Source organism: Meiothermus sp. (assembly GCF_026004075.1).
GTDB lineage: Bacteria > Deinococcota > Deinococci > Deinococcales > Thermaceae > Meiothermus.
This window is the reverse complement of the sequence record NZ_BPIK01000001.1, coordinates 1,937,974-1,958,149: the sequence shown is the minus strand read 5'-3', so window position 1 is coordinate 1,958,149 and position 20,176 is coordinate 1,937,974. Positions and strand designations below refer to the sequence as shown.

Annotated in this window: 22 protein-coding genes and 1 other RNA gene; 8 read left to right on the top strand and 15 right to left on the bottom strand. The window is 64.7% G+C overall.

Annotated features, from left to right (window positions below; all coding sequences use genetic code 11):
- Nucleotides 1–2: 2 nt before the first annotated feature.
- From Q0X18_RS09480 to ffs, 3 genes are all read right to left on the bottom strand, one after another.
- Nucleotides 3–1,043 (bottom strand): LptF/LptG family permease, encoded by a 1,041-nt coding sequence (locus Q0X18_RS09480; protein ID WP_297561517.1) that lies wholly within the window; start codon nt 1,041–1,043, stop codon nt 3–5.
- 82 nt (nt 1,044–1,125) lie between these two features.
- Nucleotides 1,126–2,142, bottom strand: coding sequence for an LptF/LptG family permease (locus Q0X18_RS09475; RefSeq protein WP_297561515.1), 1,017 nt, complete (start codon nt 2,140–2,142; stop codon nt 1,126–1,128).
- 249 nt (nt 2,143–2,391) lie between these two features.
- An RNA gene (gene ffs / locus Q0X18_RS09470) (signal recognition particle sRNA small type) lies at nt 2,392–2,491 on the bottom strand.
- 135 nt (nt 2,492–2,626) lie between these two features.
- On the opposite strand from ffs, the gene Q0X18_RS09465 reads away from it, so the two are divergent.
- A complete protein-coding gene (locus tag Q0X18_RS09465) occupies nt 2,627–2,956 on the top strand; it encodes a tRNA-binding protein (RefSeq protein WP_297561512.1) in 330 nt (109 codons plus the stop codon).
- Here the strand turns inward: Q0X18_RS09465 and Q0X18_RS09460 are convergent.
- Nucleotides 2,950–3,417 carry a hypothetical protein gene (locus Q0X18_RS09460; protein WP_297561509.1) on the bottom strand — a complete coding sequence of 156 codons (468 nt, stop codon included), beginning with the start codon at nt 3,415–3,417 and terminating at the stop codon, nt 2,950–2,952. The genes Q0X18_RS09465 and Q0X18_RS09460 overlap by 7 nt on opposite strands.
- Before the next feature lie 153 nt (nt 3,418–3,570).
- On the opposite strand from Q0X18_RS09460, the gene Q0X18_RS09455 reads away from it, so the two are divergent.
- Nucleotides 3,571–5,025: a helicase HerA-like domain-containing protein gene (locus Q0X18_RS09455; protein WP_297561507.1), complete on the top strand. Its 1,455-nt coding sequence runs from the start codon at nt 3,571–3,573 to the stop codon at nt 5,023–5,025.
- Between the two features lie 23 nt (nt 5,026–5,048).
- On the opposite strand, the gene Q0X18_RS09450 is transcribed toward Q0X18_RS09455, so the two are convergent.
- On the bottom strand, nt 5,049–5,633 hold the full coding sequence (locus Q0X18_RS09450) for a flavodoxin domain-containing protein (RefSeq protein WP_297561506.1): 585 nt from the start codon (nt 5,631–5,633) through the stop codon (nt 5,049–5,051).
- Between the two features lie 86 nt (nt 5,634–5,719).
- On the opposite strand from Q0X18_RS09450, the gene Q0X18_RS09445 reads away from it, so the two are divergent.
- Nucleotides 5,720–6,157: a CBS domain-containing protein gene (locus Q0X18_RS09445; RefSeq protein WP_297561503.1), complete on the top strand. Its 438-nt coding sequence runs from the start codon at nt 5,720–5,722 to the stop codon at nt 6,155–6,157.
- Here the strand turns inward: Q0X18_RS09445 and Q0X18_RS09440 are convergent.
- The 4 genes from Q0X18_RS09440 to Q0X18_RS09425 form a co-directional block, all read right to left on the bottom strand.
- Nucleotides 6,154–7,764 carry a DNA polymerase/3'-5' exonuclease PolX gene (locus tag Q0X18_RS09440; protein ID WP_297561500.1) on the bottom strand — a complete coding sequence of 537 codons (1,611 nt, stop codon included), beginning with the start codon at nt 7,762–7,764 and terminating at the stop codon, nt 6,154–6,156. The genes Q0X18_RS09445 and Q0X18_RS09440 overlap by 4 nt on opposite strands.
- A 182-nt stretch (nt 7,765–7,946) precedes the next feature.
- Nucleotides 7,947–8,090 (bottom strand): hypothetical protein, encoded by a 144-nt coding sequence (locus Q0X18_RS09435; protein ID WP_297561497.1) that lies wholly within the window; start codon nt 8,088–8,090, stop codon nt 7,947–7,949.
- Complete coding sequence (locus Q0X18_RS09430; protein WP_297561491.1) at nt 8,087–8,875, bottom strand: histidinol-phosphatase; 789 nt, start codon at nt 8,873–8,875, stop codon at nt 8,087–8,089. The genes Q0X18_RS09435 and Q0X18_RS09430 overlap by 4 nt, the downstream gene beginning before the upstream one ends.
- A gap of 9 nt (nt 8,876–8,884) precedes the next feature.
- Entirely contained in the window at nt 8,885–9,463 is a 579-nt protein-coding gene (locus tag Q0X18_RS09425; RefSeq protein WP_297561487.1) for a hypothetical protein, read from the bottom strand.
- A gap of 107 nt (nt 9,464–9,570) precedes the next feature.
- On the opposite strand from Q0X18_RS09425, the gene Q0X18_RS09420 reads away from it, so the two are divergent.
- From Q0X18_RS09420 to Q0X18_RS09405, 4 genes are read left to right on the top strand one after another with little or no spacing between them, the layout of a single operon-like run.
- The gene (locus tag Q0X18_RS09420) at nt 9,571–10,488 is read left to right on the top strand and encodes an ABC transporter ATP-binding protein (protein ID WP_297561484.1); all 918 of its coding nucleotides are present in this window, start codon (nt 9,571–9,573) and stop codon (nt 10,486–10,488) included.
- A gap of 54 nt (nt 10,489–10,542) precedes the next feature.
- Nucleotides 10,543–11,313, top strand: a complete 771-nt coding sequence (locus Q0X18_RS09415) for an ABC transporter permease (protein ID WP_297561482.1) — start codon at nt 10,543–10,545, stop codon at nt 11,311–11,313.
- Between the two features lie 14 nt (nt 11,314–11,327).
- A complete protein-coding gene (gene moaC, locus Q0X18_RS09410) occupies nt 11,328–11,804 on the top strand; it encodes a cyclic pyranopterin monophosphate synthase MoaC (RefSeq protein WP_297561480.1) in 477 nt (158 codons plus the stop codon).
- Nucleotides 11,805–11,863: 59 nt separating this feature from the next.
- Complete coding sequence (locus Q0X18_RS09405; RefSeq protein WP_297561478.1) at nt 11,864–12,400, top strand: DNA-3-methyladenine glycosylase; 537 nt, start codon at nt 11,864–11,866, stop codon at nt 12,398–12,400.
- Between the two features lie 6 nt (nt 12,401–12,406).
- On the opposite strand, the gene hutI is transcribed toward Q0X18_RS09405, so the two are convergent.
- From hutI to Q0X18_RS09385, 4 genes are read right to left on the bottom strand one after another with little or no spacing between them, the layout of a single operon-like run.
- The gene (gene hutI / locus Q0X18_RS09400) at nt 12,407–13,594 is read right to left on the bottom strand and encodes an imidazolonepropionase (protein WP_297561476.1); all 1,188 of its coding nucleotides are present in this window, start codon (nt 13,592–13,594) and stop codon (nt 12,407–12,409) included.
- Complete coding sequence (locus tag Q0X18_RS09395) at nt 13,591–14,562, bottom strand: HEAT repeat domain-containing protein (protein ID WP_297561474.1); 972 nt, start codon at nt 14,560–14,562, stop codon at nt 13,591–13,593. The genes hutI and Q0X18_RS09395 overlap by 4 nt, the downstream gene beginning before the upstream one ends.
- A gap of 1 nt (nt 14,563) precedes the next feature.
- A complete protein-coding gene (gene hutU / locus Q0X18_RS09390; RefSeq protein WP_297561471.1) occupies nt 14,564–16,210 on the bottom strand; it encodes a urocanate hydratase in 1,647 nt (548 codons plus the stop codon).
- Nucleotides 16,207–16,902, bottom strand: a complete 696-nt coding sequence (locus Q0X18_RS09385) for a GntR family transcriptional regulator (protein WP_297561469.1) — start codon at nt 16,900–16,902, stop codon at nt 16,207–16,209. Before Q0X18_RS09385 ends, hutU begins: the two co-directional genes overlap by 4 nt.
- A 59-nt stretch (nt 16,903–16,961) precedes the next feature.
- On the opposite strand from Q0X18_RS09385, the gene hutH reads away from it, so the two are divergent.
- Entirely contained in the window at nt 16,962–18,482 is a 1,521-nt protein-coding gene (gene hutH, locus Q0X18_RS09380; RefSeq protein WP_297561465.1) for a histidine ammonia-lyase, read from the top strand.
- Between the two features lie 21 nt (nt 18,483–18,503).
- Here the strand turns inward: hutH and Q0X18_RS09375 are convergent, their stop codons facing one another.
- Both Q0X18_RS09375 and Q0X18_RS09370 read right to left on the bottom strand, forming a co-directional pair.
- Nucleotides 18,504–19,274 carry an ABC transporter permease gene (locus tag Q0X18_RS09375; protein WP_297561462.1) on the bottom strand — a complete coding sequence of 257 codons (771 nt, stop codon included), beginning with the start codon at nt 19,272–19,274 and terminating at the stop codon, nt 18,504–18,506.
- Nucleotides 19,267–20,172, bottom strand: coding sequence for an ABC transporter ATP-binding protein (locus tag Q0X18_RS09370; RefSeq protein ID WP_297561453.1), 906 nt, complete (start codon nt 20,170–20,172; stop codon nt 19,267–19,269). Before Q0X18_RS09370 ends, Q0X18_RS09375 begins: the two co-directional genes overlap by 8 nt.
- Nucleotides 20,173–20,176 lie beyond the last annotated feature (4 nt).

Genomic DNA, 20,176 nt, shown 5'->3' with positions numbered 1-20,176 from the left:
GCTTACCTCTTCCCCAGCCGTAGCAAGGCCAGTCCGGCCAGCGCGTAGAGCAGGTTGGGCCCCCAGGCTGCCAGAATGGGGTGCAGCGCTCCCTGCTCGCCCATGATGCGCCCCACGCTCCAGGTGGCGTAGTAGATGAAGGTCAGCACCACCACCCCCAGCATGCCCAGGCTGCGGCTGCCACCCAGCAAGAAGAAGGCCAGCCCCACCGCAAAAATGGCGAACGAGTACACCGCCGCGGGCTCGGCCCACTTGCGGTGCAGGGCGGTGAGTTCGGCGTGGTAGGGTAGCCCCTGGGCGCGGTACTGGGCGATGCGCTGGCGTAGCTCGGCCACGGTCAGGCTAAAGAGGCCCCCCGGGGGCTCGAGGGAAAGCTCCACCAGCGGCACGGTGGCTCGCTCAAACCGGGCGACGGTGCGGGGCCGGGCCCCGCCATAGGTCACCCGCATGCCCTCGGAGAGCACCAGCGCCCCTTGCTCAAAGCGGCCCTTTCCGGCTACCAGAATTTCTTCGGCGGTAATTACCCGCACATTGCCAATGCCGGTATCGCTGACTTCACCCACGTACACAATACGGCCATAGGCGTCCACCAGCCGGGTGCCAGGCTGCAAGAGGGCCCTGGGTTTTTGCAGCACGGCCTGGCGCAGTACGTTCTGACCTTGCTGTAGGCTGCGCGGTACCAGGCTATCGGCGGCCACCAGACACACCACAAACAAAGCAGTGCCTAGCAGCAGCAATGGGAACAGCACCCGCAGCTTGGAAACCCCCCCGGCCAGCATGGCCTTGAGCTCGGACTCCTCGCCCATGCGCGAGAGCACCAGCAGCAGGGCAAACAAAAAGGCCAGCGGTGCCCCGCGTACCAGCGCCTCGGGCACCCGGAAGGCCAGGTACTGGCTTACCACCCAGGGGTCGGCGCCGCGGGCCAGTAGCGGGGCCAGCACCTCGTACAAGGCCCCGCCCAGCAAGGCCAGTACTACCACCGCCAGGGTGCCCAGCACATAAGCCCCTACCTCTCGGCTCAGATACCGATCAAGCACGGTCATGACCACCTCCAGAATTGGGGAGGTCTTTTAGGTTTTAACCCCCCGTCTCGCGGACTCCAAAGGTGTCTTGCGGCACCTCGGCTCATCGGGCCAGCCTCCAGGTTCCCAATAGGGCCAGACCGCCATACACGATGTTGGGTAGCCAGGCGCCGTAGGCTCCCAGCAGGTCGAAGCGGGCAAACTGGGCCGAGAGGGTAAAAAGCGTCCAGTAGCCGAAAATAAGCCCCACCACAGCAATGAAGGCCCAGGCCGCCTCGCGCAGCGAGAGGCCAATCACAATGGCCAGCCAGGCCAGCACCACCGCGCCGGCTGCGTTGGCGTAGCGCCGGGCCAGCGGGAATTGCGCAGCGGGATCGGCCTTGGCTACGGCGTGCAGGTCGGGCATGCGCATGGCTTCATAGGAGATGGCCTTGGGCTGTACCCCTATGGGAAAGGGCAGAGGGTGCTCGGCTTCCTGGAAGATTTTGCCATTGGGGTCCACGCGGTACGCGTTTTGCAGTCGCCAGGCCCCGTTGACCCAGACCCCCCGGTCGGCGCTCCAGATCGAACCGCCCGGCTCCACCACCCGGACGCCCTCGAGGCGGGAACCCTCACCCCCCGCAGCGGGCGGGTAGATGCGCTGGGCGTAGTACACCCCCAAGCCCTGGGGCGTGTAGGTGCGGTCGGTGAGTACGCCCGATGGCTCGGAGCCGTAGTAGATTTTGTACTGCAAAGCCTCGAAGCGTTCCTGGGCGATGGGTTTGAGCCAGCCCTCGTTGAGCAGTACCACAGCTCCCACCACCAGGGCCAGCAGCAGCACCGGCCCAATAAAGCTACGGGGGGGCACGCCTGCAGCATAGGTGGCCTTGAGCTCGGACTGGCGAACCCAGCGGGCTAGCGCTACCAGCAGCGCGAACACCAGACCCAGCGGCAGTGCGATGCCCAGGGTATAGGGCACCCGGTAGGCCACCATCTGGGCAATCTCAGCCACAGGGGTTTTGGCCCTCAAGAAGGCCCCCGACAGCGAGGAGAGCAGATCGAAGGTGATCAGCCCGACGAATAGCAGCACGCCCAGCAGATACAGCGACAACGTTTCGCGCAACAAATAACGCTGCAACATCCCAGAGCGAAGTATACGTTGCTGTTTGGTGAGAAGCGGTCAAGTTTGCCGCTTCGCAGCTGGCTTCAAATACCCGCGGGAAGCTTCACCTCTTGGCCTGCTGCAGTGCATTTGCGTTTCCCGCGGGAACCCACGATGAGGGAAATGAGTGATGGGGCACTTTTATTGTCCGGTCTAGATTAATCCCTTCAAAAAACGCCTAGCTTGGGGACTTCTCCACACATCACCCCAGGACGAAAAAAACAAAAAGCGTCCCCGGCTCCCTGACGGCACCCGCTCCGTGGCGCTTAGGGCTGCTGCCTTCCGGCCCTGACCCGGTTCACGCTGGTGCGCCGCGTCAGACCGAGGACGCGACCTCGAGAATAACACAAGAGAGCCTAAAGGCAAAACAGCTGTATTCCTACCTTCCGACCACCCCTACAGGCTCCGAAAAGCTCGACCCAACCAGCTTGACGGCAGGCTATCAAACATAGAAACTTGCTCCATGTCGCCATATGAAGCCTTTCAGCTCCTCGAGCTGCGCGTTGGACGTATTCAAAAAGCCGAACCCCATCCCAAAGCCCGCAAACCTTCCTACCAACTGTGGATAGACCTGGGTTCACTCGGAGTCAAGCAGAGCAGCGCCCAGCTCACCGATCTCTACACCCCCGAGACCCTGGTGGGGCGGCTGGTCATCTGTGCGACCAACCTGGGCGAACGCCACATCGCCGGTTTTAAGTCCGAGGTGCTGGTGCTGGGCCTGCCCGATGAACAGGGGCGGGTGGTGTTGCTTTCGGCCGAGCGTGAGGTGCCGCTGGGTGGGCGCGTTTACTGAGATAACCCTTCGCGGTAGCGAACCACGCCTCGAGCTGTCGCCATCAGTTGCAGCAGACTGGCAGCCACAAAGCCATCGGGGTTGGGCCAGCGCAAACGCCCGAGCAGCTCATCCCACAGGTCGGGCGGTTCAGCCGGAGGCTGCTTCAGGTCGCCAGGCCAGCGTTCCAACCAGGGGTAAGGGGTATCGGGCTCGAGGAAGGCGCTCTTACCCAGCCATGTACTGAGCGCCTCTATATAAGCCACAAAGCCGGGGAGTGCCCACGAAAGGAGGATTACCTCGATATCGAAGCGGGCTTCGTGGGGGTCTGTAAAGTCTGTAAAGGCAGGGGGGTTGGAGAGGCGCAGGGCCGCTGGGGTCGGAAGCTCGGCCTCCACCAGTGCGTACAACCGGCCCCATTCCCGCCGCCAGATGGCGGTCTGCAAGCTGTGCGACCAAGGGCTATACAGCTTTTGCGGCATCAAAAGTATTATGACTGAGTGCCCTGCCATTGGATTTTCCCTCATCCTGGGGCCCCCGCGGGAAGCGCATATAGCTATTCGAACAGGAAAACGCTGCTTGCTGCGACGGGCCAAGGGGGATGCTTCCCGTGGGGTACTTCGCAGGAGTCCAGTATGCCAGAGCCCATTCCCATTGCCAAAGGTGAATCCGAAGTATTCCTCTATCCTAAGATGGCCAACCGCCACGGCCTGATTGCCGGGGCCACCGGCACCGGCAAGACCGTGAGCCTGCGGGTGCTGGCCGAGCAGCTTTCTCGCATTGGCGTACCGGTTTTTATGGCCGATGTGAAGGGCGACCTCTCGGGCTTGTGCAAGCCCGGAGGCGAGCACCCCAAAATCGCCGAGCGCATTGAAAAGCTGGGCCTTACGGACTTCCGCTTCGAAGCCTGCCCGGTGGTGTTCTGGGACGTTTTCGGTGAGCAAGGGCACCCGGTGCGCGCGACCGTTTCGGAGATGGGGCCGCTCTTGCTGGCCCGCCTGCTCGACCTCAACGAAACCCAGAGCGGGGTGCTCACCCTGGTCTTCAAGATTGCCGACGACAACGGACTCTTGCTCTTGGACCTCAAAGACCTGCGGGCCATGCTGCAGTATGTGGGTGACAACGCCGAGAAGTTCAAAACCGAGTACGGCAACATCTCGGCGGCCTCCATTGGCACCATCCAGCGCGGCCTCATTGCGCTGGAAGAACAGGGGGGGGATCGGTTTTTTGGCGAACCGGCCCTCGAGCTCGAAGACCTTATCCAGACCCAGGGCGGTAAAGGGGTCATCAACATCCTGGCCGCCGATAAGCTGATGCAGTCCCCCAAGCTCTACAGCACCTTCTTGCTGTGGATGCTCTCCGAACTGTTCGAGCGGCTCCCGGAGGTGGGCGACCCCGAAAAACCCAAGCTGGTCTTCTTCTTCGACGAAGCTCACCTGCTCTTCGACGAAGCTCCCAAGGCCCTGCGGGAAAAAATCGAGCAGGTGGTGCGGCTCATCCGCAGCAAGGGCGTGGGGGTCTACTTCGTGAGCCAGAATCCCCTGGACATCCCCGACGAGGTGCTGGGGCAACTGGGCAACCGCGTGCAGCACGCGCTTCGGGCCTTCACCCCGCGCGACCAGAGAGCGGTCAAGGCCGCTGCCGAAACCTTCCGGCCCAACCCCAAACTCGACGTGGCGACCGTCATTCTGGAGATGGGGGTGGGCGAGGCCCTGGTCTCGACCCTGGACGAAAAAGGCATTCCCAGCATTGTGGAGCGGGCCCTCATCTACCCACCCCGCACCCAGTTGCCGCCGCTCAGCCCCGAAGAGCGCCGGCAGGTGATCCAGCAGTCGCCGGTGTACGGGCACTACGAAAAGGCCCTTGACCGCGAGTCGGCCTACGAAATCCTGCGGGCCCGCGCCGCCGAATCGGTGCAGCCGGCCCCTTCGGGCGCCAAACCTCAGGCCCCGGCCCAGCCCGCAGGGGGCAACTTGCTGGGCGACCTGGCCAAAGGGGCAGTGGGCTTCCTGGCCAGCCGCGAGGGGCAGCGCATCGTGCGGGGGGTGCTGGGGGGGCTGTTGGGCGGCAGTGGTAAGCGCAAAAGATAGCTGAAGCGCCGTAATAAAGGCATTCACCCCGGCTTTGGTGTATCACTGGAAGAGGGCCTGAACGATTTCTCGCCGGATCGGCTGACCTGCTGTTGGGCTTGCTCGAGCAGCAGCCGGTCGGCCACATCCTCGGCCCAGGCCTGCACATCCTGCCAGCGCCTGAAATCGCCTTCGGGCAGCCCCTTGCTCAATACCTTGAAAAGCTGGTGGGGCTCGAGGCGGTCGTAATCCAGCGAGCCAGCAAAAATACCCACTTCCCAGGGCTCCGCCATCGCTCGAACCTCGGACAGATACCCGTAGACCTCATGAAAATGCTCGGGTGTAGGGTTGCTCATCAAGCCCGAAACCGCGAAGTACACCAGGGGTAGCTGGCGCAGGGCATCGCGGTGTGTCTGTACGAAATCCCTGGCTTCTGGGAGCCACCGCCCTTCACGGATTGGGCTGCCCACCATCACGGCCTGGTAGCCCTCGAGGTGCTCTACTTCCTCCACCGGCCGTACCTCCACCCCGATGCCCCGTCGGACCAGCACCTCCCCAATTACCTGGGCGATCTCGCGCGTGCTGCCCAGGCGGCTGGCATAGGCAATCAGGATACGCAAAGTCCCCACATTCTAAGGCTATGCCCGCCCCTACCCGGACTGTAGAGACATCTGCCCCCTGCCTTGGGGAGTAACTTGAACTCGAGGTGATAGCAATGCTGGTGAAAGACTGCATGACCCCCAACCCCGATGTGGTTACGCCCGACATTACCGTGCCCGAGGCTGCGCAGATCATGAAAAAGGGGGGCTTCCGCCGCTTGCCGGTGGTCAAGGAAGGTCGGGTGATCGGTATCATCACTGACCGCGACCTCAAGGAAGCCATGCCCTCCGATGCCACCACGCTTTCCATCTGGGAGCTCAACTATCTGATTTCCAAGCTCACTGTGGGCGAGATCATGACCCGCGACCCCATCACTGTGGCCGACACCATGCCCCTGCAGGCCGCCGCCAAGCTGATGCTCGAGCACAAGGTGGGGGGCCTGCCGGTGGTGCACGAGGGTAAGCTGGTGGGCATTGTGACCGTCACCGATGTGCTAAGGGCCTTCTTGCAGCGCGAGGCCGAACTCTTGGTGGGCGCCGAGACCAACCACTAGCCCATCTTCTTCAGCGCCATCACCCGTTCGGCGGGCCATGTATTTACAATCTGGTCGGGGTGCAGGCCTGCTTTGTGGGCGTAGAGCAGGCCGTACTGAATATCGGAGAGGCCCTCGAGGCTGTGGGCATCGGGGCCCAGCGAGAAGTTGAGCCGATCGCGCCAGGCCAGCATGAGCCGCCAGTCCAGGTCGAGGCGGTAGGGGTTGCAGTTGAGCTCCACCGCCTTGTGGTTTTGCCGGGCGCGCTCCAGCACCGCCTCCCAGTCGGCCTCGGCCCCTTTGCGCCGTAGCAGCAGCCGCCCGCTGGGGTGGCCCAGGATGCTCAGGTAGGGGTTGTCCAGGGCCCGCAAGAGGCGCTGGGTCTGCTCAGCCTTGCTCAGGCCCAGACTGGCGTGCAGGCTGCCCACCACCACCTCGAAGCGGGCCAGCAGTTCGTCGGGGTAGTCCAGGGAGCCATCGGGCAGGATGTCGGACTCGATGCCGCGCAGGATGCGGAAGGGGGCCAGATCGGCGTTGAGGGCCTCGATCTCGGCCCACTGGCGCAGCACGTCCGCTGGGCGCAGGCCCCCGGCGTAGGCCGCGGTCTGGGAGTGGTCGCAGATCACCATGTACTCGAGGCCCTGCGCCATGGCGGCCTCGGCCATCTGGCGCAGGGTGGCGCTGCCGTCGGAGTAGGTGGAGTGCACGTGAATCAGGCCCCGGAGCTGCGGGGGTTGCAGCATGGCCTGGGGTGCTGGCAGTCCCAGGTGCTCCTTTTCTCGCCAGTAGGCCGGCACAAAGGGCTGGTTCAGGGCCTCGAACACCGCCTCTTCGGTTGCAAGCGCAGGGGGAATGGCGCCCAGGGCTTCCAGCCACTCCCGCGAACCCGTGGCCTGCACCAGCACGCTGCCAAACGAGGCCGCATCGGTGCAGAACACCCGCAAAGGCAGGCCCTCGAGCCGCCCCAGCAGTATGTCTCCCTGCGCCTCCTCCACGAAGCGGCCCAGCGCCGAGCGCACCTGCTGGGGGGTGCCCACCACCACCAGATCCAGATTGCCCACGGTTTCCAGCCCCCGCCGCACGCTGCCAGCCAGTTCGGCTTTCAGTCCGGCGTTTTCCAGGTCGGCCAGTAGCAGCCGGGCTGCCTCCAGCCCCACCGGCAGCAGCACCCGGCGCATACTGCTCAGGGCGTAGCGAGCCGCCTCGAGCAGGCTGGCTTCGCTCTTGGCCCCAAAGCCCGGCAGGGCGCGGATTTTGCCCTGTTCGGCCCAGCGCACCAGTTCTTCTAGGCTATTGACCCCGTTCTCCCACAGCGCCCGGATGCGCTTGGGGCCCAGGCCCTGCACCCGGAAGAGCTCGAGCACCCCCGGCGGTACGCGGCCCTCGAGCTCGGCCAGGTAAGGGAACTCCTGGGTCTGCACAATCTCGGTGAGCAGGGGGGCCAGCGCCGGCCCCACCCCCGGCACCCCCTTGAAGCCCTGTGCGGCCAGCTCGGCCAGTTCGGCCTCCTGCTGCTCCAGGTTGCGGGCGGCGTTGCGGTAGGCCCTAGCCCGGAACTCCCCCTCGCCCAGCACCTCCATCAAGTCGGCGGCGTACTCGAGCATCCCCGCCAGGTCTTTACGGTTCATGGTATTAGCCTAATGCCAAAAGCCATTGGGTTCACAGGGAAAACATCGGTCTGCGTCTGCCAGGCTAGTGGTTTGGTAAGTTAAAAATTGATATGCCGTGAAGTTCCCAAAATGAAGCGCTCAAAGCAACTCCCAGATACTAAAGGAGCCAAATCCATCGCAGGAATTAAGTTACCGGAGCACTAGAGCCGCCATCGGCGCTTTACTTGCTGCACCCATCGCTCAAACTGCGGCCCATAGCGTCGCTCGAACCAAACTGCCAGCAACACCCCCGGCAACAGCAACACCAGCACCAGCAAGACTCCCAGCAGTAGGTAAATGCTCATAAAGCATAGGGTGCTGGCTTCCCTGACCTGAACACCACAGCCTGGGTATAGCCCAGCGATTTCAACAGTTTTACCGCGTCGGCGAAGCGGTGGGCCACGTCCTCCGGGCGGTGGGCGTCGGAGCCCAGCACCACGGGAATCCCCAGGGCGCGGGCCCGCTCTAGGAGCTCGGGGCTGGGGTAGATTTCGCCGGCTTTTTTGCGCCATCCGGCGGTGTTGACGTCCAGGGCCAGCCCCTCACCCGCAATCACCTGCAGGGCCTCCTCGGCCAGGTCGGCGTAGCCTTCGGGGGGCCGGTAGCCCATCACCTTGGGCAGGTCCAGGTGCCCAATGGCGTGAAAAAGGCCCGTGCGGGCGGCTTCGGCCACCAGCTTGAAGTAGGCCCGGTAGACCGCGCGCAGGTCGCGCTCCTCGAACTCGCTCGCATAGCGTGGGTTGTCGAAAGGCCAGGCTCCCAGGTAGTGCACCGAGCCGATGATGTAGTCGTAGTCGTAGCTGGACAGAAGCCTTTTCACAAAGTACTCGGTGCCGGGGTGATAGTCGGCCTCGAGGCCAATTCCCACGTAAAAATCGCCGGCCTCGGCCCGCACCCGCTCGAGCAGGGCGTGGTAGAAGGGTAGCTCCTCCAGCTCCATGCGCACCTCGGGGTCGAACCAGGTCGGCATGGGGCTGTGGTCGGTTATGACGATGCCCTCGAGCCCGGCGTCCTTGGCGGCCTGCACATACTGGGTGGGCGTGCCCACGGCGTGCTTGCAGAGGGAGGTGTGCATGTGACTGTCGTACATCTACTTCTCCTATACCACCCGTACCACCCGGCCCTGGCTGGCCCAGACCTTGACCGCGCGTCCCAACACCAGACCGGCCTGCGCCGAGAGTGCCTCATCCAGAACTAGTTCATCCCCTGCTGCTTGTACCAGGCTGGCCGCCTCGGGGGGGGCTAGCTCGGGCCCCCGTAGCAGCACCGCGTCGAGTTGCCAGCGGCTGGCCCACAGGCGCTTGAGGGCCCATAGAGCTTCTTGTTTGCCGGCCTCGAGGCCAAAAGGAGCCTCGCCCGCGTAGCGTACCAGCACCGGGCCTTCCGGCAAGGCCGCGCGAACCTCGTCGGCGCGTTCGGGCAGCAGGTACGACTCGCGCAGCAGCTTTTCCGCAAAAGCACAGGCCTTTTCCAGCTTTTCTTCGTCCAGGCGTGCGCCAAACACCCCTTCAAAGGCCCGCCGGATCTGCTCGGCCAGGTTGCCTAGCTGGTAGAACTCGGTTTCTACCCCCTCCAGCACCAGGGTAGGCGTTACGGGCAGGCCGGCTTTGAGGAGCTGTTGTAGATCGGCCACTTCGCCCAGGGGTTGCTTTGGGGCTTGCTCGAGCGAATAAATCACGTCTCACAGTCTACCCCAACGCTCAACGGTGCTCGTGGGGCACTCTAGGTTAAGGAGGGGCCACAGGTGAACATATCCTGGCGCGTTACGCGCGTATAATCGCACCCATGAGTGAAGCTGAGGTCAGCAGCACCCCGGGAGCCGCCCTCGAGGCCGAGCGGCTGGGGAAAAAGTACGGACGCAAACCCGTGCTAGAAAACATCACTTTCGCCGTACAGCCGGGCGAGGTGTATGCCCTGGCCGGGCCCAACGGCTCCGGCAAGACCACCCTGATTCGCCTGCTCACGGGTCTGGCCTTTCCTACCTCCGGGGTGGTGCGAATGCTGGGGCAGGACGTCTACAACGGTGGCTATGTGGCAAGACGGGCCCTGGGGGCGGTGGTGGAGGCTCCGGCGGCCTTTTATCCACACATGACCGGAAGGCAGAACCTGGAGATGATCGCTTTCCTAACCGGTATGGCCGACGCGGAAGCCCGTATCCGGGAGGTGTTGGTGCGGCTCGAGCTTTTGGCCGTGGCCGACCAGCCAGTGCGCACCTACTCACTGGGCCAGCGCCAACGCCTGGGACTGGCCTCGGCTATTCTGCACGAGCCGCAAATCCTGATTCTGGATGAGCCGACCAGCGGCCTGGACCCCCAGGGCATCAACAAGGTGCACGAGATTCTAGCAGAGCTGGCCTGGAAAGGCGTGGCGGTGCTGCTCTCCACCCACCACCTGCGCGAAGTCTCGGCCTATGTGGATAAAGTTGGCATTCTGGGAGGTGGGCGGCTTTTGGAGGAGGTTAAGCTCGGTACCAAGGGTGAGACCTACCGCCTGCGCGTGGATGACCCAGCCAAAGCTGCGGCCTTCCTGAAAACAGTGCCAGGCGTACAAAACGTGAGTCTGCGCGGCGTGAATGTGATTTTTGAGGGTTCGCCCAGCGTGGCCTTGGCCGCCCTGGTGCGTGAGCACTACCAGGTGCAGTTCTTGGAACCCGACTACTTCGACCTCTACGATTACTACCGCGAAAGGGTAAAAAATGCTTAGAGCTAAAATCAGCATACGAATGCAAGGCCCTGGGCTTCTTATCGGGAGCGAACCATGCTGCGCGTATTGATCTGGGAGTTCGGCAAACTGATGCGGCTGCGCTCGGTGCAGATTGGCTTGCTGGCCGCCCTGGTGCTACCCCTGTTGTGGGCCTTTGCGCCTGGTTTGCGTGCTCAGTACGGCCTCGAGCTGGTCTCGGGTTGGCAGGTGCCGGCCTTATCCCTGCTGACCGGGATGGATTTTTTGTTCCCCTTTCTAACCGCCATGGCTGCAGCGGAGGTGCTGGGCTCGGAGGTCTCGATGGGCACCCTCAAGTCGGTGTTGCTGCGGCCCAGTCCCCGCAGCCGCCTGCTTTTGGCCAAAATTATCGTGGTGCTGGTCTACCCCTTCATTCTGCTGGCAATCAGCTTGGTGGGTTCGTTGCTGGCAGGCCTACCCTTTGGCCTGGGGAGCTTTTTTGGTGGAACCGGCCTGGGCGCGGGTAGCTTTGCCGGCGTGGGCCAGCTTAGCCCTGTAGGGGCCCTGACGGAGCTGCTGCGGGCCCATGCGCTGGCCGGTGTGGTGCTCTGGCCACTTTCGGCGTTGGCCATGCTCTACGCGGTCATTTTCTTGAGTACCACTTCGGCGGCTTTGGCGGCAGTCTCGACGCTCCTCCTGATGCGCCTCCTAATTGCCTTTCCGGCTATCCAGCCGTTCTTGCTGACCAGCTACCTCGACCTGTACATCCGCCCGGCGGCAGTGGGGTTGGGACTGCCACTGCTCATCATCTACACCGTAGGGTTTTCTGTGCTGGCCCTGCTAATTTTTGAGCGAAAGGACATTTGAAGTAGGCTTGGTATATGGGGAAGCTCACACACTTTGAAGACGGAAAGCCGCGCATGGTGGACGTAAGCGAGAAAGCCGCCACCCTGCGCTCGGCGACTGCTGAGGCGACCGTGTTGCTTACCCCGGAGGCAGTGGAAGCCCTCCAGGAAGGTGGGGTGGGCAAAGGCGATCCCCTGAGCGTAGCCCAGCTGGCCGGGATAATGGCAGCCAAAAAAACTGGAGATCTGATTCCCCTGTGCCATCCATTGCCCATCACCAGCGCCGAAGTGCGACTGCAGTTCCGGCCAGAGGAAGCCCGCGTTCACATTACCGCCACTGTCAAGACCAAGGCCGAGACCGGGGTGGAGATGGAGGCTTTGACGGCCTGCGCGGTGGCTGCCCTCACTGTCTACGACATGCTCAAGGCGGCCAGCAAGGGCCTTGAAATTGCCAGCCTGCGCTTGCTACACAAGTCGGGGGGTAAGTCGGGAGAGTGGCGGCGGGAGGGGTAGAATCGGCCATGGCTCGCTCGAGGCTCCCTAGACTCCAGGTCGACTTTGCCGATGCAGTTATGCGAAAGCTGGCCCACCAACACGGCCCGGCTCCCTTTGCACCCCACCCATTTCCGCGGCGCGCACCTTACCAGGTGCTACTCAGCTCCATTGTTGGCCAACAGCTTTCAGGCAAGGCCGCCGATACTATCTGGCAGCGCTTATCCAGCCGCTTTGCCATCGAGCCCGAGGTGCTGTACCGGGCTGCTCTCGAGGACTTACGGGCGGTGGGGCTATCCAGCGCCAAAGCCCGCTACGTGCAGGACTTGTCGCGCTTCGCGCTGGAAGGGGGGCTGCGGGAGATCGAGCACCAGCCCGACGAGGCACTTGTTGCGCACCTGACCCAGGTAAAGGGCATTGGGGTCTGGACGGTGCAGATGTTTTTGATGTTTGGCCTGGGCCGCCCCGATGTCTGGCCAGTGCTGGATCTGGGTATCCGTAAAGGCGCCCAGAAGCTGTACGGGGTGGCCGAGCGGGACGAGCTAGAGGCGCTGGGCGAGCGCTTTAGGCCCTACCGCTCCCACGCAGCTTGGTATCTGTGGCGGGCGCTGGAGTGAAAGCGGCTAGGTGGCAACACAATCTGTCCCACCCACGAACACTTTCCACAAGGGCAGATGCCCCCAGCGGTAGAGGCCCTCGAGCGCCTTCCTCGAGTTCAGCACCACAAAATCGGCCTGTGCCCCCACCTCAATCCGGCCCAGGTCTGCCCGCCCCAGCGCGAGGGCGGCGTGCGCGGTATGGGCCACCAGGGCTTCCTCGGCGCTCAGGCCGCCCAGGCTAATAGCGAGCTGCATCCCCAGCCAGGGGCTATAAAGCGGGCTGCTGCCGGGGTTGTGGTCGGTGGCAATTGCTACCTTTACGCCTGCATCCCACATGGCTCTGGCCTTGGGGAAGGGCTTGCGCAGGATCACCGCAGCGCCCGGCAGAACGGTGCCCACGGTGCTGCTTAGGGCCAGGGCCTGCCAGTCGGCGGGGGTGGACTGCTCAAGGTGGTCCGCCGACAAAGCCCCCAGTTCCGCTGCCAGCCGGGTGGCTCCGGTGTGGGCGATCTGCTCGGCGTGGAGCTTAATCTTTAGGCCGTGGGACAGGGCGGCCTCGAGGATTTTCCGGGTTTCCTCGAGCGTAAAGGCTCCCTGGTCGCAGAAGACGTCCACCGCCTCGGCCAGCCCGCTGCGGGCCACCTCGGGGATGAGTTCCTGGCAGAACATCTCCACGTACCCCCCGCGCGCCCAGCCCTGGGGGATCACGTGGGCCAGCAGGGTGGGGAAGACCCGCTGGGGTAGGGTTTCTTTGAGTTTTTTGATCACCCGCAGCATTTTGAGTTCGGCCTCGGGCAGGAGGCCGTAGCCGCTCTTGATTTCCAGGGTGGTGACCCCCTGGGCCAGGAAGATGTGCGCTCGAGCCCGCGCCAGCTCGTATAGCTCCTCTTCGGAGGCCGCGTCGGTGGCCCGCACCGTGGCGTAAATCCCACCGCCCGCGGCCAGGATGGCCTCGTAGCTGTCGCCTCGTGCGCGCTGCAGGTACTCGCCCAGCCGGTCGCCGCCGTAGACCAGGTGGGTGTGGGCGTCCACGATGCCGGGCACCACCCCGCGCCCGCCCAGGTCGGTTTGGGGCCAGCTTCGATATTCGCTGGGTAGATTGGACTCGATTCCCACCCAGACAAACCGCCCGTCCTGCACGGCCAAAGCGGCCTGCTCGAGCCTTTCGTTGGGCGTGTATAGCTCGGAGATACCGACGAAGACACGGTTCATAGCTGGGCCTCGAGCTCGTCTCGCAAGGCGGGGCTGGGGTTCTGGGCGATTGCCTGCCGGGCCCGCTCGAGCAGTTCGGGTTCGCGCAGCCGGGGGCCGATGGCTCCCAGCACCGCCATCGCCTCGGAGCGGCTGGCCTTGGACAGCAATTCCAGCAGGAAGTCCAGGGCCTCGGGTGTGTGTGAACTGGCAAGCGCGGCAATCACGGCCTTACGCGAGCGGGGGTCGGTGAGGGTTTTCCAGGTGCTGGTGGCCAGGTTCACGGCTTCGGGCAGGCTCGAGGCCGCCAACGCACAGACCGCTTCCAGACGAACCGCGGTATCTTTATGCCCCAGCAGCTCCCGCAGAAAAGGTATAGCCTCGGTGCGGGCAAGGTGGAGGAGGCCTTCCAGGCAGGCCCCTACCACTCGGGGCTCGAGGTCGCCCAGGAGCACCTTTAGCTTGAGCAGGGGTGCGCCCTGGGGGTAGCCCAGGCTGGCAATGGCCTGTGCAGCGCCGACCCGCACGTTCCAGGCTGGGTCGGCCAGCAGAATTACCAGCGCGTCTATCGCGCGGTCGTAAGAGACACCAGGACACTCGGCTAGGGCCTGCGCCGACAGAGCCCGTAGCGATGGTGCGCTGTCCTCCTGACCGCCCCAGACCGGCTCGAGCTGCACGCAGCGGCAGCCCAGCAAATACACCTCGGGGTCGTGCCAGCCCAGGGTTCGCAGGGCCTTAATCAGCGCCACCTTGCCCCAGCACTGGGGGTCGGTTTCTGCGCCGCCTGCCAGCAGCCGTTTGAAGGCCTGGGCCAGATGGGCCTGCTGGTCAAATAAACCCCACTCCATCATCAGTTCGGCGGCCCTGGCTACCGCGGCGCCCTCGTCTTTGGCCACGATGCTTTGAAGGGTCTGGATGGCGGCGGGCGTGGGTTCGCCCCTCCGCAGCTCGGCAATCTGGGCTAGTTTTTGCTCGAGCCTTTTCGCCACGCTACTTCTCCCACCCGGCCAGATCGAGCCCGCGCTCCCGCGCGACGTTTTTCGCCTGTTCGTAACCGGCGTGGGCGTGGCGCATCACCCCGGTGCCGGGGTCGTTGGTGAGGACGCGCTCGAGGCGGTAGGCGGCCTCCTCCGAGCCGTCGGCCACCGTGACCTGCCCGGCGTGCAGGCTGTAGCCCATCCCCACCCCGCCGCCGTGGTGGAAGCTGACCCAGGCCGCGCCCGAGACGGCGTTCAGGGCGAAGTTCAGGATGGGCCAGTCGGCCACCGCGTCAGAGGTGTCCAGCATGGCCTCGGTCTCGCGGTAGGGGGAGGCCACGCTGCCCGCGTCGAGGTGGTCGCGCCCAATTACGATGGGGGCCTCGAGCTCGCCCTTGCGTACCATCTCGTTGAACAGGAGCCCGGCCTTATCGCGCTCCCGGTAGCCCAGCCAGCAGATGCGGGCCGGGAGGCCCTGGAACTTGAACTTCCTGACCCCTTCGGTGAGCCAGCGGCGCAGGCCCGCGTCCTCGGGGAAGAGCTTCAGCAGGGCCTGGTCGGTTTTGTAGATGTCCTCCGGCTTGCCCGAGAGCGCCACCCAGCGAAAAGGCCCCCGCCCCTCGCAGAACTGGTCGCGGATGAAGGCCGGTACAAAGCCGGGGTAGCTGAAGGCGTCCTCGAAGCCCCCCAGCTTGGCGAAAGCCCGCAGGTTGTTGCCGTAGTCAAAGGCCACCGCGCCTTGCTTTTGCATCTCCACCATGGCCCGGCAGTGGGTGGCCATATCGGCCAGTACGCGCTTTTTGTAGCCCTCGGGGTCGTGCTGGCGCAGCAGAGCCGGGTCTTCGTCGGCTTTCAGGATGGGAATGTAGCCGTACAGGGGGTCGTGGGCGCTGGTCTGGTCGGTGACCAGATCGGGGGTGAAGCCCCGCCGCACCATCTCGGGCAGCGCCTCGGCGGCGTTGCCCAGCAGGCCGATGGAGAGGGGCTGGCCTTTGCGTTTGGCCTCCTCGGCCAGCCGCAGGGCCTCGTCCAGGGTATCGGCCCGCACGTCCAGGTAGGCGGTGTCCAGGCGGCGCTGGATGCGCTCGGGGTCTATCTCCACGCAAATAGCCACCCCGCCGTTGAGGGTGACGGCCAGGGGCTGGGCCCCGCCCATGCCGCCCAGCCCGCCCGTCACGGTGATGGTGCCCTTCAGCGAGCCGCCAAAGTGCTTGCGGGCCGCAGCGGCGAAGGTCTCGTAGGTGCCCTGCAGGATGCCCTGGGTGCCGATGTAGATCCAGCTTCCGGCGGTCATCTGGCCGTACATCATAAGGCCCAGTCGATCCAGCCGGTCGAACTCCTCCCAGGTGGCCCAGTTAGGCACCAGGTTGGAGTTGGCGAGGATGACCCGTGGGGCCAGGGGCTGCGTCTTGAAGACCCCCACCGCCCGCCCCGACTGCACCAGCAGGGTTTCGTCGTTTTGCAGGCGCTCGAGCACCGCCAGGATGCGCTGCAAGTCCTCGTGGCTGCGGGCTGCTTTGCCGCGCCCGCCGTAGACGATCAGCTCCTCGGGTTTTTCGGCCACCTCGGGGTCGAGATTATTTAAGAGCATCCGTTTGGCGGCTTCCTGAATCCAGCCTGGGGCCGTGCGTTGGTTTCCGCGGGGGGCTCTGTAGCTCATGGGCGTTCTCCTTGGGGGATAAAGGTGTCTTCCAGGTAGTAGCGGTCGGCCCGCATCAGGTACTCCACCCAGGTGACGGGCTGAAGGAGGGTGTAGGTGACCCGCTCGAGGCGCAGGGCCGGTGCGCCTTCGGGCTGCTGGAGCAGGCGGGCGACTTCCTGCTGCAAAGCCACCGCCTCCAGCCGCTGCCAGACTTTGGTCAGGGGCAGGCCCAGGGTGTGGACGAGCAGGTCGTGGATGGACTCGCTGGTGAGGTCGTGCTCGAGGATTTCCCCACACAGCTCGGCATTCAGATACCGCGCTTCGCGCTGCACCGGCTCCTCGTCCAGAAAGCGCAGCCGTTCCACATAAACCGCCTGCTTTACCCCCAGCCGGGCCTGTACCTCTGGGGGCGTGGGGCGCAACTCGGCGGCCATCACCTGGGTTTTGGGCCTGGCCCCCTGGGCCTGGGCGAACTCGTAGAAGGGGCGCACCCGCAGGAAGCCCTGGCTAAAGCGCCGGGGGGCGGGGGTGCTGTGGCGGCCCTGGGTGCGCTGGAGCCACCCCTCCTGCTCGAGCTCCTGCAAGGCCCGGCGGGCGGTCATGCGGCTCACCCCGAAGCGGCGGGCCAGGCTGTTCTCCGATAGGGGAAAGCCGGGGCTGGGCTTGCGCAGCTCCTGCAACACGGCTTCCTTGACGCGCAGGTATTTCACCGTTTATCCTCTCACTTGTATATACAACCTTGCCCGGCAATGGGTCAAGCGAGGAAGCGATGCTAGAACTGGATACAGAACTGAGCCTGGCCGATTTTCGCCGGGTGGTGCGGGAAAAAGCGTCGGTGCGCCTGAGCGAAGCCGCACGGGGGCGCCTGCTGCGCTGCCGGGCCTTTGTGGAGCAGCTCGTCGAGCAAAACCAGCCGGTCTATGGCCTCAATACCGGCTTTGGCAAGCTGGCCACGGTGCGCATCGAGGCCAAAGACCTCCGGCTGCTGCAACGCAACCTGCTGCTCTCGCACGCCATTGGGGTGGGGGAGCCGTTCGCCCCCGAGGTGGTGCGGGGGATGCTTTTGCTGCGGGCCCAGAGCCTGGCCCTGGGCTACTCCGGGGTGCGGGTGGAGGTGGTGGAGCGGCTTTTGAATTTTCTGAACCACGACCTGATTCCGGTGGTGCCCTCGCAGGGCTCGGTGGGGGCCTCGGGCGACCTGGCCCCCCTGGCCCACATGTGTCTGCCGCTCATGGGCGAGGGCGAACTGACCTACCAGGGCCAGGTGCGGCCTGCGGCGGAGGTGCTGCGGGCGGTGGGTCTGGCGCCGCTGGAGTTGCAGGCCAAGGAAGGGCTGGCGCTGATTAATGGCACCCAGGCCATGGCCTCGCTGCTGGGGCTGTTGCTTCTGGATAGCGAGGTGCTGCTCAAAACCGCCGATATCGCGGTGGCCATGAGCGTGGAGGCCCTGAAGGCCAGCCACCGGCCCTTCGACGAAGCGGTGGCCCGCCTGCGCCCCCACCCCGGTATGCGGGCGACCTGCGCCAACGTGCGCAAGCTCCTGGAAGACTCGGAAATTATGCGCTCGCACCAGGACTGCGACAAGGTACAGGATGCCTACAGCCTGCGGGCTGCCCCCCAGGTGCACGGGGCCAGCCGCGATGCGCTCGAGCACGTGCGGGCGGTGCTGTTGCGCGAGCTCCAAAGCGTCACCGACAACCCCCTGGTGCTGCCCGAAGAGGGCCGTACCCTTTCGGCGGGCAACTTTCACGGCCAGCCCCTGGCCCTGGCCGCCGACTACGCTGGCATGGCCCTGGCCGAAATCGCCAGCATCTCCGAGCGCCGCATCGAGCAGATGCTGAACCCCTCCCTCTCGGGCCTACCGGCCTTCCTGGCCGAGGGCAGCGGCCTCAACTCCGGCCTGATGATCAGCCAGTACACCGCGGCGGCCCTGGTGAGCGAGAACAAGGTGCTGGCCCACCCGGCCTCGGTGGACTCGATTCCCACCAGCGCCAACCAGGAAGACCACGTCTCGATGGGCACCATTGCCTGCCGCAAGGCCCGTAGCATCTTCGAGAACACCCTCTGGGTGCTGGCCATCGAGCTGGCTTCGGCGGCCCAGGCCCTCGACTTCCACGCCCCGCTGCGCCCGGGCCGGGGGGTGGAGGCGGTCTACCGCCGTATACGGCAGGAGATCCCCCACCTCGACCGCGACCGCTACCTCAAGCCCGAGCTGGCCCGCCTGTGCGAACTGATTCGTTCCGGCGAGCTGGTGCGGGTGGCCGAGCAGGCGGTGGGGGGGCTGGAATAGGGCCTGCCTGTTTGCTGGGAGTTAGTACCCGAACAAAAGCCCCCGTCGCTTGGCCGCACGCACGGCCCGGCTAAAGATCAAGAGGCCCAGCCCCAGGTAGCAGAGCCCGTTCAAAAAGGCTAGGCCCAGCAGGCCCCAGTCCAGGCTGGCACCGGCGCTCATCATCTGCCGGGCCAGGTGGGCGCCGGGGGCCAGGGGTAGAAAGTAGCCCAGTTGAGCCAGCCAGCCGCTGCCATCGAGCGGCACCTGCAACAAAAAAATTAGCAGAAACTGGCTGATCCCCAGAATCTGCTGCACCCGTTTGAAAAGCAGGGCCAGGCTGGCCATGGCAAAACCCAGGCCATAGCTGCCAATCAGTACTGTAAGAATAGGTAGCACCACGAAGAGAGGGAAGCTCAGGCGGGCCCCGGTCAGGAGCATTAGCACCAGGGCAATGCTGCCCAGCATCAGGAGCTGGGTTCCCAGGCCGGCCAGGTTGCGCAGCAAAAACAGAGGAATGGGGCCATAGGGGGTGAGGAAGAGCTGCTCGAGGGTTCCGGTCTGGGCCTCTTCCGAAAGGCCAAAGGAAAGCGAGTTGTAGGCGAAGATGGTGAGCGTCCAGAGCAAAAACCCTACCAGGAGGGCCTCGGTTCGCTCGCCGAAGTCGGCCCCCGGCCCGGCCAGGAACCGGGCCCCCAGAAACAACAGCAAGAAAAGGATGCTGAGGCTGACTACCGCCCCCACAAACTCGCTGGGGTAACGGCGCAGATACAGCCAACTACGTTTGAACTCCACCCAGAACAGATCAAGCACGGCCCACCACCTTCAGGAAAACCTCGAGCAGATCGGCCTCGGCCCGCGCTACCTTCTTGAGGGGTGTGGGCTTGAGGGCCTCGAGCAGCCGCCACAATCCGTCGCTATCGCCATGGTACACATATGGTGGCCCCTCGCCCTCGAGGCCCAGCGAGCGCAGGTGGCCGAGCTGCGCGGGTGAGAGCGGGGTTTCCGTTTCGATCAGGTAGTGCTCCCCGGCAAAGCGGCCCAGCAGCTCGGGCGTGCGGCCCTCTAGCACAATGCGCCCCTGCTGGATGATGGCGATGCGGCCAGCCAGGCGCTGGGCCACCTCGAGCTGGTGGGTGGTCAGGAGGATGGCCTTGCCGGCCTGGGCCAGCTCCCGCACCATGCTTTCGACCCGCAGGGCGCTCTCCACGTCCAGCCCCAGGGTGGGCTCGTCCAGGAGCAAAAGCTCGGGGTCGTGCATCAGGGCCACCGCCAGCGAGAGCTTTTGTTGCATCCCGCGCGAAAGGTGGCGCACCTCGGTGTGGCTTTTGGCGCCAAGCTCGAGCTGCTCGAGCAAAGCCCGCGCCCGGCGCTGGGCCGCCTGGTAGCGCAGCCCACGGGCCACCCCAAAATAGACCAGGTTCTCCAGTGCGGTCATGCGCCAGTAGACGTTGCGGTTGCCCTCCAGCACCGCCCCCAGGTGGCGCAGGGCCCAGGGGTTTTGGTGAGGGCTCTGGCCCAGCAGTTGCACCTGGCCCCCATCGGGCCAGAGCAACCCGGCCAGCATCTTGATGGTGGTGGTCTTGCCCGCCCCGTTGGGGCCCAGGAAGGCCAGCACCTCCCCCGCCGCCAGATGCAGGCTCACCCCATCCACCGCAACCAGACTGCCAAAGCGTTTGCGCAGGCCGGTGACCTCGAGCACAGCGTTCATCAGG

Excerpts from the sequence above, each read along its gene's own strand:
- Q0X18_RS09480 (WP_297561517.1), bottom strand. The coding sequence starts at position 1,043 with ATGACCGTGCTTGATCGGTATCTGAGCCGAGAGGTAGGGGCTTATGTG.
- Q0X18_RS09475 (WP_297561515.1), bottom strand. The coding sequence starts at position 2,142 with ATGTTGCAGCGTTATTTGTTGCGCGAAACGTTGTCGCTGTATCTGCTG.
- Q0X18_RS09465 (WP_297561512.1), top strand. The coding sequence starts at position 2,627 with ATGTCGCCATATGAAGCCTTTCAGCTCCTCGAGCTGCGCGTTGGACGT.
- Q0X18_RS09460 (WP_297561509.1), bottom strand. The coding sequence starts at position 3,417 with ATGCCGCAAAAGCTGTATAGCCCTTGGTCGCACAGCTTGCAGACCGCC.
- Q0X18_RS09455 (WP_297561507.1), top strand. The coding sequence starts at position 3,571 with ATGCCAGAGCCCATTCCCATTGCCAAAGGTGAATCCGAAGTATTCCTC.
- Q0X18_RS09445 (WP_297561503.1), top strand. The coding sequence starts at position 5,720 with ATGCTGGTGAAAGACTGCATGACCCCCAACCCCGATGTGGTTACGCCC.
- Q0X18_RS09440 (WP_297561500.1), bottom strand. The coding sequence starts at position 7,764 with ATGAACCGTAAAGACCTGGCGGGGATGCTCGAGTACGCCGCCGACTTG.
- Q0X18_RS09435 (WP_297561497.1), bottom strand. The coding sequence starts at position 8,090 with ATGAGCATTTACCTACTGCTGGGAGTCTTGCTGGTGCTGGTGTTGCTG.
- Q0X18_RS09430 (WP_297561491.1), bottom strand. The coding sequence starts at position 8,875 with ATGTACGACAGTCACATGCACACCTCCCTCTGCAAGCACGCCGTGGGC.
- Q0X18_RS09420 (WP_297561484.1), top strand. The coding sequence starts at position 9,571 with ATGAGTGAAGCTGAGGTCAGCAGCACCCCGGGAGCCGCCCTCGAGGCC.
- Q0X18_RS09415 (WP_297561482.1), top strand. The coding sequence starts at position 10,543 with ATGCTGCGCGTATTGATCTGGGAGTTCGGCAAACTGATGCGGCTGCGC.
- moaC (WP_297561480.1), top strand. The coding sequence starts at position 11,328 with ATGGGGAAGCTCACACACTTTGAAGACGGAAAGCCGCGCATGGTGGAC.
- Q0X18_RS09405 (WP_297561478.1), top strand. The coding sequence starts at position 11,864 with ATGCGAAAGCTGGCCCACCAACACGGCCCGGCTCCCTTTGCACCCCAC.
- hutI (WP_297561476.1), bottom strand. The coding sequence starts at position 13,594 with ATGAACCGTGTCTTCGTCGGTATCTCCGAGCTATACACGCCCAACGAA.
- hutU (WP_297561471.1), bottom strand. The coding sequence starts at position 16,210 with ATGAGCTACAGAGCCCCCCGCGGAAACCAACGCACGGCCCCAGGCTGG.
- hutH (WP_297561465.1), top strand. The coding sequence starts at position 16,962 with ATGCTAGAACTGGATACAGAACTGAGCCTGGCCGATTTTCGCCGGGTG.
- Q0X18_RS09370 (WP_297561453.1), bottom strand. The coding sequence starts at position 20,172 with ATGAACGCTGTGCTCGAGGTCACCGGCCTGCGCAAACGCTTTGGCAGT.